Origin of the sequence: Hyunsoonleella flava (assembly GCF_004310325.1) — a bacterium.
Taxonomy (GTDB): domain Bacteria; phylum Bacteroidota; class Bacteroidia; order Flavobacteriales; family Flavobacteriaceae; genus Jejuia; species Jejuia flava.
The window spans coordinates 145,490-161,871 of sequence record NZ_SIRT01000009.1; the positions used below are offsets into that span (position 1 = coordinate 145,490).

At 35.4% G+C, this 16,382-nt stretch carries 13 protein-coding genes; 12 read left to right on the forward strand and 1 reads right to left on the reverse strand.

Going from position 1 to position 16,382, the window contains the following annotated elements:
• Window positions 1-13: 13 nt before the first annotated feature.
• From EYD45_RS11455 to EYD45_RS11500, 10 genes are all read left to right on the forward strand, one after another.
• Complete coding sequence (locus EYD45_RS11455) at window positions 14-1,255, forward strand: LVIVD repeat-containing protein (protein ID WP_130964686.1); 1,242 nt, start codon at window positions 14-16, stop codon at window positions 1,253-1,255.
• Between the two features lie 92 nt (window positions 1,256-1,347).
• Window positions 1,348-2,124, forward strand: coding sequence for a hypothetical protein (locus tag EYD45_RS11460; RefSeq protein ID WP_130964687.1), 777 nt, complete (start codon window positions 1,348-1,350; stop codon window positions 2,122-2,124).
• An 11-nt stretch (window positions 2,125-2,135) separates the two neighbouring features.
• Entirely contained in the window at window positions 2,136-2,906 is a 771-nt protein-coding gene (locus EYD45_RS11465) for a hypothetical protein (RefSeq protein ID WP_130964688.1), read from the forward strand.
• 138 nt (window positions 2,907-3,044) lie between these two features.
• Window positions 3,045-5,546, forward strand: coding sequence for a type I DNA topoisomerase (gene topA / locus EYD45_RS11470; RefSeq protein ID WP_130964689.1), 2,502 nt, complete (start codon window positions 3,045-3,047; stop codon window positions 5,544-5,546).
• Window positions 5,547-5,561: 15 nt separating this feature from the next.
• Window positions 5,562-6,728: a formimidoylglutamase gene (locus tag EYD45_RS11475; RefSeq protein ID WP_130964690.1), complete on the forward strand. Its 1,167-nt coding sequence runs from the start codon at window positions 5,562-5,564 to the stop codon at window positions 6,726-6,728.
• Window positions 6,729-6,891: 163 nt separating this feature from the next.
• Window positions 6,892-8,256 (forward strand): T9SS ring complex lipoprotein PorK/GldK, encoded by a 1,365-nt coding sequence (gene porK, locus EYD45_RS11480; RefSeq protein ID WP_130964691.1) that lies wholly within the window; start codon window positions 6,892-6,894, stop codon window positions 8,254-8,256.
• Between the two features lie 82 nt (window positions 8,257-8,338).
• Window positions 8,339-8,971: a type IX secretion system motor protein PorL/GldL gene (gene porL, locus EYD45_RS11485; RefSeq protein WP_130964692.1), complete on the forward strand. Its 633-nt coding sequence runs from the start codon at window positions 8,339-8,341 to the stop codon at window positions 8,969-8,971.
• A gap of 42 nt (window positions 8,972-9,013) precedes the next feature.
• Window positions 9,014-10,573 (forward strand): type IX secretion system motor protein PorM/GldM, encoded by a 1,560-nt coding sequence (porM, locus tag EYD45_RS11490; protein WP_130964693.1) that lies wholly within the window; start codon window positions 9,014-9,016, stop codon window positions 10,571-10,573.
• A 51-nt stretch (window positions 10,574-10,624) separates the two neighbouring features.
• Window positions 10,625-11,518 (forward strand): type IX secretion system ring subunit PorN/GldN, encoded by an 894-nt coding sequence (gene porN, locus EYD45_RS11495; protein ID WP_130964694.1) that lies wholly within the window; start codon window positions 10,625-10,627, stop codon window positions 11,516-11,518.
• Window positions 11,519-11,619: 101 nt separating this feature from the next.
• Window positions 11,620-12,666: an NAD(P)/FAD-dependent oxidoreductase gene (locus tag EYD45_RS11500; protein ID WP_130964695.1), complete on the forward strand. Its 1,047-nt coding sequence runs from the start codon at window positions 11,620-11,622 to the stop codon at window positions 12,664-12,666.
• On the opposite strand, the gene EYD45_RS11505 is transcribed toward EYD45_RS11500, so the two are convergent.
• Window positions 12,659-13,057: a DUF983 domain-containing protein gene (locus EYD45_RS11505; protein WP_130964696.1), complete on the reverse strand. Its 399-nt coding sequence runs from the start codon at window positions 13,055-13,057 to the stop codon at window positions 12,659-12,661. The genes EYD45_RS11500 and EYD45_RS11505 overlap by 8 nt on opposite strands.
• 153 nt (window positions 13,058-13,210) lie before the next feature.
• Here EYD45_RS11505 and EYD45_RS11510 point away from each other — a divergent pair, with 153 nt between their 5' ends.
• Window positions 13,211-15,118, forward strand: a complete 1,908-nt coding sequence (locus EYD45_RS11510; RefSeq protein WP_130964697.1) for an ABC-F family ATP-binding cassette domain-containing protein — start codon at window positions 13,211-13,213, stop codon at window positions 15,116-15,118.
• Window positions 15,119-15,237: 119 nt separating this feature from the next.
• Window positions 15,238-16,380 (forward strand): efflux RND transporter periplasmic adaptor subunit, encoded by a 1,143-nt coding sequence (locus EYD45_RS11515; RefSeq protein WP_130964698.1) that lies wholly within the window; start codon window positions 15,238-15,240, stop codon window positions 16,378-16,380.
• Window positions 16,381-16,382: the final 2 nt, after the last annotated feature.

Consider the following 16,382-nt stretch of genomic DNA (forward strand, 5'->3'; position numbering starts at 1 on the left):
CAAACTATAAACTATGAAACCAGTATTAATCATCTTCAGTCTCCTGCTATGCGTTACATTTTTTTCTTGTGACGATGATAGCAATTCAGAGCTTGTAATCGTGGCAACACCAGAAATTATGAGTAAGTCTGATTTTCGCAAATCTGTTGAAATTAAGGGTGCACAACCTATTGCAGAACCAGGTAAAATATACATCTACAACAACTACATTTTTGTGGGAGATGTAAACAAAGGTGTCCATATTATTGACAATACCAATCCTGCATCTCCGCAACCGTTGAGCTATATTGAAATTCCTGGAAATGAAGATATTTCTGTAAAGAATAATTATTTATATGCCGATAGTGCAACGGATTTGGTGGTGTTTGATATTTCTGAGATCAATAACGTTAAACAAGTAGAACGTTTGGAAGATGTATTTGAAATATATAACTATCAAATTCCATTAGAGGCGGAATACACTGATTTTGGAACGTTTAATTATGAAACCGATATTATTGTAGGTTGGAATGTAAAGAGAGAATTAAGAGAAAAGGTAAATGAAGACTCAAGAGTTTGGGGTGTCGCTGAGGTTTTTGTAAATGATGCAGCTGCACCATCCAATGTGGGTGTTGGTGGTTCTCTGGCAAGATTTCAAATAATTAATAACTATCTATATACTGTCGGTCAATATAGTATGTCAATTTTTAATATTCAGAATTTATCAAACCCAGTATTGGAGACTACCCAGAACGCAGGGTGGAATATTGAAACCATGTTTTCTGCTGACGGCTACTTGTATTTAGGCAGCACAAATGGTATGTATATTTACGATTTAAAGACACCTTCATCTCCAGAGTATGTTTCGGAATTCACACATTGGGAAGGGTGTGATCCAGTTGTGGTAGATGGTGATTATGCGTATCTAACGCTTAGGGGCGGCAATATGTGTGGGCAGGATGAAAGTGTTCTTGAGGTTATTGATATTTCAGATAAATCCAATCCTACCTTAGCAAAACGTTATACTTTAGAAAATCCGTACGGACTTGGAGTAAAAGATGATATGCTTTATGTTTGTGACGGAACAGCAGGTCTAAAATTATTTAAACGAAATACACCTGTAGAATTAGATTTGGTAAAAACACTGAAAGAAGCACAGGCAACAGATGTAATTCCCTTGGAAAACAGTTTGATAATGATAGGGGAAAATACACTGTACCAATACGAATATATGGTCAACAACGTTGCACTTATTAGTGCGTACTCGCTAAACTAAACTCAAACTAATGTTGTTGGAAAAATCTGCCCTCGGGCAGATTTTTTTATGTATAATTGTATCGATATACCGTAAATCAACCAATTAATTGCATGAATTCATACGACGTTCTAAGGGATAAAATAAGAAATGCACCCGAACTGAGTTTTGGAGATATTTTGAATGACGCCATCGAATTATTTAAAAAAGTTTGGGTAAAAGGGTTTTTAGTGGTGCTTTTTATCTTCATTGCTGCTATAGGTTTAAGTTTTGTATTTCAAGCTATAGGTTTGGCTGTAGATCCAGCAATTTTAACTGAAGGAGGGCTTTCAATAGAGTCTTTAATGGAATTTTATTCGCAAAATGCGCTATATAGTCTACCGCAAACTATTTTGGTAAGTACAATTATGATTGTTCTTCTGGCAGGATTTTACAGAATCTGTAAACTACAAGTTTTGGGAGAGTCTCAAAATGACGATTATTTTTTCTTTTTTAAAAAAGAATACTTTTCAAAAGCATTAATGTTGGGTATTGTTCACGCCATATTATCTGCCGCAGCTCAAGCAATGTTTATGTTGCCGTATTTATATGTTTTCGTGCCATTGTCTTATTTTGCAGTGGTGTTTTTTGATAATCCAGAACTAAGTGAGATGGAAATCGTTAAATTGAGCTTTGCGATTGGCAACAAGAAATGGTTAATTAGTTTTGGAACCATGTTTATTTGTGCGATTTTAGGTATGCTAGGTGCAATAGCTTGTGTTATAGGTGTAGTGCTTACAATTAGCATAGCCTATTTACCAGTTTTTTTGATTTATAAAGATGTGATTGGTTTTGATGACGGTAACGAAATTGATTTTATAGGCACTAATACAAATGAAGACTCATATTAAATAATATAAAGATGAATACCATTGAAACATTACTAGAAAAAATAGAGAAAGCCAAGGATTTAGACTTTGGCACTATTTTTAGCGATTCCATAGAGCTATTTAAAAAAGTTTGGGTACAAGGTTTAGTGATTTTACTTTTAAGTATGTTGTTTATGTTGCCTTTTTACTTATTAATGTATGTGCCTCTTTTAGGTATGGGTATGATGGATCCTGAAGCGTTAAATAATGGAGGCGAACCAAACTGGGCAATTATGTTGCCTTTTTATGGATTGATGTTTGTTTTTTCATTCTTTGCAATGATAATTGGAGTAGGATTCAAAGCCGCTTTTTTTAGAATATGCAAGCAAAAAGAATTTAATGAAGCTGTAGGTGATGATTATCTTTATTTTTTCAAAAAACCTTATTTAGGAAAAACGGTAAAAGTAGGAGCTGCTACATTTTTAATAACTATTGTAGCCTACCTTTTATGTGTTTTACCAGTGATATATGCCGTTGTTCCAATCTCCATTATAAATGTAATTTACGCATTCAATCCAGATTTATCTGTTTCAGAAATAGTCAAGGCAGGATTTAAATTGGGTAATAAAAAATGGTTAATAACCTTTGGATTAATGCTTGTTGCTGGATTTCTGGCTGGTGCTGTTGGCATGCTAATGTGCTTTATTGGTGTGCTTGCTACATCTGCTTTCTCATATATTCCCTTGTACATGATTTATAAGGAATCGATCGGTTTCGATGATAAGAGCGAGATAGAACAAATAGGATCTGGCGAAGAAGTTTAGCCTAATTTTTATATAAAATTAAAGCTTGCTTTTATTTATTAAAAGCAAGCTTTTTTATGAAATCTACACACAGTTAATCTGTAAAATTAGGCAGATAAACTTTTTTTCATATACATTTGTAGCTTCAAAAAATGATGTATGGCGAAGAATTTAGTAATAGTTGAGTCACCAGCAAAGGCAAAAACTATAGAAAAATTTTTAGGTAAAGATTTTAAGGTAGAATCTAGTTTTGGGCATATTGCCGACCTTCCTTCAAAGGAGTTAGGCGTTGATGTAGAAGGGGATTTTAAACCCAAATATCAAGTCTCAAAAGATAAAAAGGATGTAGTAAAGAAGCTTAAGGAACTTGCAAAAAAAGCTGAAATGGTTTGGTTGGCAAGTGATGAAGATAGAGAAGGGGAAGCCATCGCATGGCATTTAGCTGAAACCTTAAAACTAGATAAAGCCAAAACAAAGCGTATTGTATTCCATGAGATTACTAAAGCTGCCATTAAGAAGGCCATTGAAAACCCCAGAGGGATTGATTATGATTTAGTTGATGCACAACAGGCGCGTCGCGTTTTAGATAGAATAGTTGGTTACGAATTGTCTCCGGTACTATGGCGAAAAGTAAAAGGAGGGCTGTCTGCTGGCCGTGTACAATCCGTTTCTGTAAGATTGATTGTTGAAAAAGAAAGAGAAATTCAAGCATTTACACCTGAAGCATCATTCAGAATTGATGCAGAATTCTCCAATGAAGACGGACAAACATTTAAAGCAAAGCTTCCTAAGAACTTTAAAACCAAGGAAGAGGCATTTCAATTTTTAGAAAAAAATGTGTCGGCCGATTTTAAAGTTGCAGATCTTCAGAAGAAACCTGCAAAAAAATCACCAGCAGCACCGTTTACAACATCCACTTTACAACAGGAGGCCTCAAGAAAGCTCTATTTTTCGGTAAGTAAAACCATGACTATGGCGCAACGCCTATATGAAGCAGGTTTGATTACGTACATGAGAACAGATAGTGTAAATCTTTCTGATGAAGCAAGACAAGGTGCGCAGGCCGAAATTGAAAACGCTTTTGGTAACAAGTATAGCAATCCAAGAAACTACAAGGGAAAATCTAAAGGTGCACAAGAAGCTCATGAGGCTATTCGTCCGACGGATTTTTCAAGGCATTCTGTAAATATTGATAGAGATCAAGCGCGTTTATACGATTTAATCTGGAAACGTGCCATTGCGTCTCAAATGAGTGATGCACAGTTAGAGCGTACCAATGTAAAAATTGAAGCTTCTACACACAACGAAACCTTTACTGCAAATGGGGAGGTAATAAAATTTGACGGTTTCTTAAAGGTCTATCTTGAAGGTACTGATGATGAAAACGTAGAACAAGAAGGCATGTTGCCAGCGCTTAAAGTGAATGAAACATTGTTGAACAGTTTTATTTCAGCTACGGAGCGCTATACAAGACCACCAGCAAGATATACTGAAGCCTCTTTGGTTAAAAAATTGGAGGAGTTGGGTATTGGTCGTCCTTCTACTTATGCCCCAACCATTTCAACAATTCAGAATAGAAATTATGTTGAAAAAGGTACTGTTGAAGGCGAAGAACGAGAGTACACACAGCTAAAGCTTCAAAACGGAAAAGTTTCAGATAAGACATTAACTGAAAAAGTTGGTTCAGATAAAGGGAAGTTGGTACCCACAGATATTGGAATGATTGTGACTGATTTTCTAGTAAATCATTTTGAAGCGATTTTAGATTATAATTTTACAGCGAAAGTTGAAGAAGATTTTGATGAAATAGCAGAGGGGAAAGAAGATTGGACCGAAATGATGCAATCTTTCTATAAAAAATTTCACCCCGTTGTTGAGGATGTAAAAGAAAATGCGGATAGAGAGTCTGGAGAGCGTGTTTTGGGAACTGACCCAAAAACAGGAAGACAAGTAAGTGTTCGCCTAGGGAAGTTTGGCCCTATGGTGCAAATTGGTACCGTGGATGATGAAGAAAAACCATTGTTTGCTAGCTTAAGTCCAGATCAACAATTAAACACCATCACTTTTGAAGAAGCTATGGATTTATTTCAGCTCCCAAAAACTCTGGGGACTTATGAGGGTAAAGAGGTAGCTGTTAATAATGGCCGCTATGGTCCTTATGTGAAATTTGGTAAGTCCTTTGTGTCTTTACCAAAAGGCCAAGATCCTTTAAGTGTTGAGCTGGAAGATGCCATTGTTTTGATAAAGGAAAAGCAAAAAGCCGATGCGCCTATATATATGTACCAGGATTTACCTGTGCAAAAGGGCAAGGGGCGCTTTGGACCATTTATTAAATGGAACAACATGTTCATCAACGTAAACAAAAAGTACGATTGGGATAATTTATCGGATACTGATATCGTTGAATTGATCGAAGATAAAATTCAGAAGGAAAAAGATAAATTAATCCACCATTGGGAAGAAGAGGGCATTCGTGTTGAAAAAGCAAGATGGGGAAGACACAACGTTATTAAAGGAAAAACAAAAGTTGAGTTGCCAAAAACGGTTGATGTAACGGATATGACTTTGGAGGAGGCTAAGGCTCATATTGAAGCCAAAGCACCTAAGAAAAAAGCAACCAAAAAGCGTAGCACTAAAAAGAAAACTGCAACTAAAAAATAAAAAGCACTTAGTATAATGAATTTTAATTTTCTTTCCCCAGTATCGGACAATGTTTTAGCTCATAACGAACTATTGTCGATGCAAGCACTGGGAAGAAAACTTCGTATACACTCAGGTCAGCATGGAATCCCAGAATTGGATGGTGTGCACATCGCGCTCTTGGGTGTCATTGAAAATAGAAACGATGTCAATTATATAGGTGAATCGTTTCAACTGGATGAAATCAGAAAATCACTTTACGCCCTTTTTCCTGGAAGTTGGAATACTGCAATAGCAGATTTAGGAGATATAAATGCTGGCGAAAGCGTGGAGGATACTTACTTCGCTTTAAAGGAAACCATTGAAATTCTTATTAAAAAAAATATAATTCCAGTTTTATTGGGGGGTAGTCAAGATTTAACCTACGCCAACTATCGCGCTTATGATGCATTGATGCCTATGGTAAATCTGGTAAATGTGGATTGTAAGTTTGATTTAGGAGATTCTGCAAAACCGATAAAGAACAACAGCTATGTTGGGAAAATAATTTTGGATGAACCGTATAACCTTTTTAACTACGCAAATATTGGATACCAGACGTATTTCAATTCACAGGAAGAAATAGATTTAATGGAGCGCCTATATTTTGAATCGTACCGTTTGGGTGAGGTAAATAAAGACATTACTATTGTAGAGCCAGTTTTAAGAGATGCTAACATAGTGAGTGTAGATTTGAATTCGGTAAAAGGGGCTGAGGTAAGTGCAAAACAAAAATTTTCTCCTAACGGATTGGACGGTGCTGCCATTTGTGCCATCTCTAGATATGCAGGGATAAGTAATAAGGTAAGTTCCTTTGGTATATACGAATACAAGCCATCGGAGGATGATGAGATTTCATCCATGCTCATAGCGCAAATTATTTGGTATTTCATCGAGGGTGTTAATTGTAGAGTAAAGGATGATGATTTTAACGATGAAAGAAGCTATCAAAAATTCCATACTATGGTAGAGTCTCACGAGTTGGTGTTTTACAAGAGTACAAAAACAGGACGATGGTGGGTTGAGATTCCTTTTTTAGCCGAAGTAAATAATAAATTGAAAAGACATACGTTATTACCATGCACGCATCAAGATTACCTAGACGCTTGCAATGATAAAGTGCCAAACCGCTGGTTTAAAGCATTTCAGAAGAATTCTGTATAATAGACAAAGCATGGTCAAAAGGTCAATTTCATCGGTGAAATGCCAAATTTTCACGATGAAATGTTATTTTTTTAGATAAAAAGTTGTTTTTTCGGAAATATATAAATATGTTTACGCTCTCAAAATTGAAGCTATAATAATTAACCTCGAGTTTTCTATGAATATGAAGAAGTTTATTTTATTAACCGCAGTATTGACTTTACTGGCTAGTTGTGGCTCTAAAGATAGAGGAGAGCTGGTAGGAGTTCAAGGGAAAAAATGGCATCCAGAAAAACCGTATGGTATGGAGCTTGTTCCTGGAGGTGCATTTATAATGGGTAAAGCTGATGATGATCTTGCTGGGGTAGATGATGCTCCTGGTAAGACCGTAACGGTTAGAGCTTTTTATATGGATGCTACCGAGATTACAAACAGCGAGTATCGCCAGTTTGTACATTGGGTAAGAGACTCTATTCTTAGAATGAAATTGGCTATTCTTGCTGATGATGTGGGTTTAACCCAAGCAGACGAAGGTACTATTGGAGAATTTGCTTTTAGTGATGCGGATCCAGAAAATATGTCTGTTTACGAAAAATATATGTATGAAAACTACACCGGATTAGGTCCAACAGGCTATGAAGGTAGAAAAATAAACAAAGACGTTGATTTGATTTTTGATACCGAAGAATATTTAGACGAGTACTATGCTGAGGTTATGGATACGATGTATTTACCATTAGAAGAATCTTATAATGGACAACGTACCTGGGATGTAAAGAAATTTAAGTTTCAGTACAGCTATATGGATATTCAGGAAGCTGCAAGAACTAGAGGTGTAAAGCGTAGCAAGGTAATTAAGAAAGAGGAAGTAGAAATTTACCCAGACACCACAGTTTGGATTAGGGATTTCCAATATTCATATAACGAACCAATGCACAATGATTATTTCTGGCATGAAGCCTATGGAGATTATCCCGTGGTTGGTGTTACTTGGAAACAGGCAAAAGCGTTCTGTGAATGGAGAACCATCAATAAGAATACTTACCAAAAAAGTAGAAAAGGTGCTGCTTTGGTAAATAGATTCAGATTACCATCGGAGGCAGAATGGGAATATGCTGCTAGAGGAGGTTTACAAGCTGCAACATATCCATGGGGTGGTCCTTACACGAAGAGTGACAGAGGTTGTTTTATGGCAAACTTTAAGCCTGTGCGTGGAGATTACGCAGCAGACCAAGCACTATACACTGTAGAAGCAAAATCTTATGAGCCAAATGACTATAATTTGTATAATATGGCTGGTAATGTATCAGAGTGGGTAAATTCATCATACGACCCTGCGTCTTATGAGTATTCATCTACTATTAATCCAAGTGTAAACGACCCAAATAATAAGAGAAAAATCATCCGTGGTGGTTCTTGGAAAGATGTGGCTTACTTTTTACAGGTAAGTTCAAGAGATTACGAATATGCAGATTCTGCAAGAAGTTATATAGGTTTCAGAACCGTTCAAGATTACATGGGGACAAACGTAACTAAGAACGGGAAATAAATCGTATTAATCAAAATCAATAATAACTATTAATTTAACCTACTTAAGTAGTTTGTCTACTTAGAATTAAAAACCAAAAATTATGGCACAGTCAAAAGCAAGCAAGAGATTTATGAATATGGCCTATGGATTAGGAGCATCAATTGTAATCATCGGAGCATTATTTAAAATTACACATTTTGAAATAGGATTCTTAACAGGAAATGTGATGTTAACTATCGGTCTTGTAACCGAAGCAATTATTTTCGCATTATCAGCATTTGAACCAGTTGACGAAGATTTAGATTGGTCTCTAGTATATCCTGAATTAGCAGGAGGAAGTTCATCTGAAAAAGAGCAAAATCCTAAAGGTGTATTATCTCAGAAATTAGACGAATTACTTAAAGAAGCTAAAATTGACGGAGAATTAATGGCGAGCTTAGGCGAAAGCATTAAAAACTTTGAAGGTGCAGCTAAAGGTATTTCACCAACTGTAGATTCTATTCAAGCTACTCAAAAATATGGTGAAGAATTATCACTGGCAGCGGCTCAAATGGAGTCGTTAAATAGCTTATACAAAGTACAATTAGAAAGCATTAACAAGCAAGCTTCAATAAACGAGGAATCTGCAGAAAATGCTGCAAAAGTAAAAGAACAAATGGAGTCTTTAGCTTCAAACTTATCAACGCTTAATGGCGTATATGGTGGTATGCTAACTGCAATGAACAAAAAATAATTAGGGGTTACCCAAATTTAATAACCAAAAACCTAATTACACATGGCAGGAGGAAATTTATCACCAAGACAGAAAATGATAAACTTGATGTATTTAATATTCATCGCGATGCTCGCGTTAAATATGTCGAAAGAAGTTTTATCAGCGTTCGGATTAATGAACGAAAAGCTTACGGAGTCTAACGAGGCAACCGAAGCAAGAAACGCAAACTTTGTGGCGAGTTTAGATCAAAAAGCCGCAGATGCACCAGAGAAGTACAAGCCTTTAAAGCAAAAAGCAGATCAAATAGACAAATTAGCTCACGATTTTGATTCTTATTTGACAGAGTTGAAAGGCAAAATGACCGCTAAAATTGAAGACCCTACCGATTATGAAATCATGGACAAGGGGGATTATTTAGATCAAAACTTCTTTAAAGGAGATAAGATCAAAGAAGAAGGTCAGGAGTTTTTAAGACACATGAAAGATTTTAGAGAAGGAGTAGCTAAAGTTTTAGCTGGTGAAAAAGGTATGGAGTCTGTTATAGAAGAAGTTAACAACAAGTTTAATACTGATCAAGTAAAGAACAGAGATGGTGTTAAACAAGATTGGTTGGACTACCATTATAAAGGGTTTCCGTTAGTAGCTTCTTTAACTAAAATGACACAGCTTCAGGCAGATATCAAAACCACTGAATCTGAGATTTTATCTAAAATGTTAGAAGGTGAGTTATCTAGTCAAGTGTCTATGACAAACTATACGACATTAATGGAAACATCAAAATCAGCTTATTTCAATGGTGAGCAGTTTGATGGTCAGATTGTTTTAGGTCGTAAAGACGCTACAACTAAGCCTAAAAGAGTTGAATTAACACTCGATGGAAGAAAACTTACTGAAAATCAATATTCAATTGAAGACGGTAAAGTAAAATTGAAAGTGGGAACTGGCGGCGTAGGAGAACACAAAATTGAAGGTAAACTTATCTTTGGTGAAGGTGGTGAAGAAATTGAAGTTCCAGTAAGTTCGTCCTTTGCTACAGTTGCGAAACCAAATGCAGCAACAATTTCAGCAGATAAGATGAATGTGGTTTATAGAGGGGTTAAAAATCCAATGACCATTTCTTTTGCAGGTATTCCTGATAATAAAGTCGCCGCTAGTGCTCAAGGTTTATCTAGAGCAGGAGGTAGCAAATACGTTATGGATGCCACATCAATAAAAGGTAGAGAAGTTACTATCAATGTTACAGGAACACTTCCTGACGGAGGAAAAGTTAGTGATAATGCTAAATTCAGAATTAAGGATTTACCGAGACCCACAGGTACAATAAGGGGTCAAACTTCTGCCAAAATGCAACGTCAAAGTTTAGAAAAGTCTACAATTGGTGCTATGTTCGAAGATTTTGATTTTGAATTACCACTAAGAGTTAGCGGATTTAAATTTAAAGTTCCTGGACAACCAACTATTACTGTAAGAGGTAATAAGTTAGATAGTAGAGCAAAAAGTGCTTTACGTAAAGCTAAGCGTGGTTCTGGAGTTCAAATATTTGATATAGAAGCAAAAGCAAGTGGCGTAAGTGTGATCCTTAAAAAGGTTTCACCAGTATTTATTGAGCTTACAAATTAAAATATTAGGCTAACAATTACGTTAGCCTAATAACAAAAAATAAGGAATAAGATGAATTTGAAAAGTGTTTTATTAACAACAGTTGTGACTGTTTTTACAGTGTCAAGTGTATTAGCACAAGCCAATATACTTAATGCAAAAAGCCCGGAGGAAATAGGGGTAAGAACAGCCGAACAAAAGGCCATTGATAACGATAAGCCATTGGAGTATGGATATGTTGATGATAGAGATATCCTATTTGCTAAAATGACTTGGGAAAGAATTAACCTTGACGAAAGAGCAAATTTCCCATTATATTACCCTGTTGATACCAACAATATAGGTAACAACAGACGTTCGTTATATGATGTTTTAATGAAAAGCATTAAAGATGGAAGAATTAAAAACATTTATGATGATTCTTATTTTACCACAAAACGTACGTTAAAAGATATTGAGGGTGCTTTATCAAAAATTGATACTACTGAATATGGTATCGAGCAATTAAACGCAGGTGAAGAATTATCTGACGAATATATTGATAGACGAGATATTACGGCTGCAGAAATTGTTGAATATCGCGTAAAAGGCCTATGGTATTTTGATAAGCGCCATTCTGAAATGAAGTATCGTTTATTAGGTATTGCACCAGTTGCTCCAGACATTTATACTATTGATGATGAAAACCCTGACTTAGTGCCATTATTTTGGGTGTTTTTCCCAGATGCAAGAGAAGTGCTGCATGAAGCTAAGGCGTTTAACAATGCCAATAGTGCGATACCACATTCGTTTGACCATTTACTAAACTCTAGGCGTTTCCAAGGGTATATTTACAAAGAGGAAAATGTTCAAGGCGATAGGCAAGTAAACGAGTATATTTCAGATAATGCCTTGATGCAACTTTTAGAATCTGAACGTATCAAAACAAAAATTAGAGATTTTGAATTAGATATGTGGACATACTAATTTGAAGCTGAAACCATAATGAAAACGCCTGCTGAAAAGTGGGCGTTTTTCTTTTTTATAAAGCTATATGGGAGAATCTTAATTTGTTACTTTTGTGCCAAATGAAAACTGAGTACGATTATATTATTGTAGGTCTTGGATTAGCTGGTATCAGTTTTTGTGAGCAACTAAGAGCACATAATAAAACCTTTGTAGTGTTTGATGACAGTTCTCAAAAATCATCAGTTGTGGCAGGAGGATTATATAATCCTGTAGTTTTAAAACGTTTTACTTCGGTTTGGAAAAGCGATGCCCAACTAGAGCTAGCTTTAGCGCATTACAGCAATTTAGAGCAACTTTTAAAGGTAACATTAGATTGTAAAATTCCCGTTTACAGAAAGTTTGCTTCGGTTGAAGAACAAAATAATTGGTTTATAGCTGCGGATAAACCAAAGTTGAACAAATATCTTTTAAACGAGATTATCCAAAATAATAATTCGGCTATTAATGCAAGTTATGGTTTTGGGAAGGTATTGCATACAGGCCGCATTGATGTAAATAAGCTTATTAAATCGTATAAAACGTTTTTGGGCTATAATGACGCTTTAATACAAGAATCGTTTGACTATGACGCTTTAAATGCTGAAAAGCAATTTATAACCTATAAAGATGTCAGAGCGAAACAGATTGTCTTTTCAGAAGGCTTTGGAGTAACGAAGAATCCGTTTTTTAAAAATTTACCCTTAAGTCCAACAAAAGGAGAGCTATTAACCATTTTTGCACCAGAATTAAAAATTGATTTTGTCTTAAAAGGTCCAGTGTTTTTAATCCCAATAGGCAACAATTTATATATTGTTGGGGCGACCTATGAATTATATGATTTAACACATAACACCACCAATAAGGCAAAAACGAAACTTTTAGAAGGCCTTAAAAGTATGATATCTTGTCCGTTTGAAATTGTAAATCAAGTTGCTGGAATAAGGCCTACAGTACGAGATAGACGACCTTTAGTGGGAAAACACAATACTCACGATAACATGTATCTATTAAATGGATTGGGAACCAGGGGTGTCATGATTGGTCCTTATGTTGCAAAACAACTCTTTGAATTTATTGAGGAAGACAAACCTTTGGAGAGGGAAATTAGTTTGTCCAGACTTAATTAGTTTTTTCCTTTTCTTTTACCAGAGTTTCGTCATAACTCATAAACATATTGATCCATATATTTCTTGATAATCGCATAATAATAGGCATAAACACCACAAGTGTGCCAACTATAGCTATAAATGTCATTTTTAAATCTGCACCTAATATCAAGTTGCTGATTACAAAAGCGGCTACCCCAAAAGCAATGCCAACGGCGTAGCTTACATACATTGCACCGTAAAAAAAAGAAGGTTCTATACGGTATTTTGTGTTGCAATGAGAGCAACGTTCGTTTACTTTCAACGTTTCAGATAAGGCATAAGCATTCTTATTGCTGTACATGGATTCCTGATGGCATTTAGGACAACAGCCTGTTAAAATACTATAAATCTTGGTTCCTTTTTTAAACATTTATTTTAATGTATTTTTGCTCGCGTCATTGCAGAATTATTTTCTACTTTAAGTCGAAATTACATTTGAAAGTTGTCATTCTAGCAAATGCGGGAATCTCATACAAAGGTAATTTTTAAAGTTTAAATTCACTGTAACTTAAGTCACATTTCTATGCTTAATATTCATAACTTATCTATTTCATTTCAAGGAGAATATCTCTTTGAGGACATTACATTTAAGCTAGGTAATGGAGACCGTGTTGGACTAATTGGTAAAAATGGCGCAGGTAAATCTACAATGCTCAAAATTTTATCAAATGAGCTGGAACCAGATTCAGGACAAATTGCAGCAGACAAAGCATTAAAAATTGGCTTTTTAAAACAGGATATCGATTTTGTATTTGGAAGAACGGTTTTAGAAGAAGCCTATCAAGCTTTTACCGAGATTAAGGAAATAGAGGCTAAAATGGAAGCCATAAATACGCAATTGGCGGAACGTACTGATTACGAAAGTGAAGGATATAATCAGTTGATGATTGATATCAATGATTTGCAACATCAATATGAAATTATAGGAGGCTATAATTATCAAGGTAATACCGAGAAAATTCTACAAGGATTAGGTTTTAAAAGAGAGGATTTTAACAGCCTTACTGATACGTTTTCTGGTGGCTGGCGTATGCGAATTGAACTGGCTAAATTACTGCTTCAAAATAATGATATTTTGCTTCTGGATGAGCCGACTAACCATTTAGATATTGAATCTATCATTTGGTTAGAAAGTTTTTTGAAGAACTATCCAGGTGCTGTGGTAATTGTATCTCACGATAAAATGTTTTTAGACAATGTCACCAACAGAACTATTGAAATTTCTCTTGGGCGCATTTATGATTACCCAAAGCCTTACTCAAAATATTTAGTGTTGAGGGAAGAGATTAGGGAACAGCAATTGGCATCGCAAAAAAATCAGCAAAAGCAGATAGAACATACTGAAAAATTAATTGAAAAGTTCAGGGCAAAAGCTTCAAAAGCTACTATGGCACAGTCTTTAATTAAGAAATTGGACAAAATTGAGCGTATTGAAGTTGATGAGGACGATAACAGCGTAATGACGTTAAACTTTCCAGTATCTGTAACACCAGGAAAGGTAGTGGTTGAAGCTTCAGCTATTTCAAAAAATTATGGAGATAACCATGTTTTAAAACATATTGATTTACTTATTGAACGTGATAGTAAAACAGCTTTTGTTGGGCAAAACGGACAAGGAAAATCTACACTTGCCAAAATTATAGTTGGAGAAATTAAATACGACGGAAATTTAAAACTTGGACATAATGTACAAATCGGGTATTTTGCACAAAACCAAGCGGAGTATCTAGATGGCAATAAAACAGTTTTAGACACCATGATTGATGCCGCCAATGAGAGCAACAGGAGCAAGGTTCGTGATATTTTAGGCTCGTTTTTGTTTAGAGGGGATGAGGTGGAAAAATACGTAAAAGTATTATCTGGTGGTGAGCGCAACCGTTTGGCACTGGCAAAATTAATGCTCCAGCCTTTTAATGTGCTTATCATGGATGAGCCTACCAACCACTTAGATATTAAATCTAAAAACGTACTGAAAGAAGCGTTAAAACGATTTGAAGGTACTTTGATTTTGGTATCACATGATAGGGATTTTCTACAGGGATTAACCAATATTGTGTATGAGTTTAAGGACCGTAAAATAAAAGAATACCTTGGCGATATTGATTATTACTTGGAAGAGCGACAAGTAGCAAATTTAAGGGAGGTAGAAAAACGCACTATCACAAAGGATATTCCCAAAGAGAAAAAAAACCATTCTTATCAAGAACAAAAAAAGCTAAAGTCTTTAAACAATAAATTAAGTAATGTTGAGTCTAAGATTTCTGAGCTAGAAAAAGATATTAAGGCAGATGATGTTGAGTTAGAAATCAATTATGACGCTACTGTGGCTGACAAAGCTTTTTTTGACAAGTATCAGGCAAAAAAGCAAAAGCTAAAACAGCTTATGGAAGATTGGGAAGCCATTCAGTACGAATTAGAAGCATTATCGTAATGCGATACACTCTTTTAAGTTTTTTTTAACTGCAAACAGTTTGCGTTTAAATACTTTTGCGTAGAAATTCTTTATTACCACCTCAAGGTAATTCAAAATTTCTCTAACCATCATTACTTATGCGTAATCTTATCCTTTCCTTAATTGGAGTTGTCCTTATTGTTGGTGCCGTATTTATTGGTAATAAAATAGCCAATAGTAAAAAGAAGAGAAGACCTGTACCTGAAAAAGTTGTAAAAACTGTTTTTACGGATACTGTAAAAAACGGTGAAGTTCAAATTGTAATTCCAGCTAACGGGAATTTAGTAGCAAAACGCAGGGTTGAGCTATTCTCAGAAGTTCAAGGTGTTTTTAAACCCAATAGAAAATTATTTAAAGCAGGTCAAAAATACAGTAAAGGAGAGACGTTAATCAGGATTGATGCTTCAGAATTTTATGCTACAGTACAAGCTTCAAAAAGTAACCTTTACAATACAATAGCTGCAATAATGCCAGATTTGAGATTGGATTTTCCTGAAATATTTCCAAAGTGGCAAAATTACCTTAAGGGTTTCAATCTTGACAAAACCACCCCGAAACTACCTGAGATGACATCAGACAAGGAAAATTACTTTATCACAGGAAGAGGCATTATATCAAGTTATTACAACGTTAAAAATCAGGAACAACGTTTGTTAAAATACACCATTAAAGCCCCTTTTTCAGGGATACTCACTCAAGCCTTAGTAACTGAAGGGTCACTAATAAGAAATGGACAAAAACTGGGTGAGTTTATAGATACGTCGGTTTATGAAATGGAAGTGGCTTTGGGAAAAAAATATGCCAGTTTCTTAAAAGTTGGAGAAACGGTCCTGTTAAATGATATTGAGGGTGCAAAAACATACGATGGTACAGTATCTCGAGTAAATGGGAGTATTGACGCAACAACACAAACCATTACTGCATTTATAGAAGTAAAAAACAATCAACTAAAAGAAGGCATGTATTTAGAGGCTAATTTAAATGCCAAAAAAGAACAAAATGCTATTCAAATCAATAGAAGTTTAATCACAGATAGCAGAGAAGTTTTTATTGTTCGAGATAGTGTTTTGGACCTTATAGATGTAGAACCAGTATTTTTTTCAGATACGAAAGTGGTGCTAAAAGGCATTCCTGATGGAACTGTAATATTAGAGAAACCTATACCCGGCGCTTACGCAGGCATGCTAGTGAAGCCTTATGGGAAAAAGAATAAAGCGGCTAAAACTAAAACACCACAGTAGGT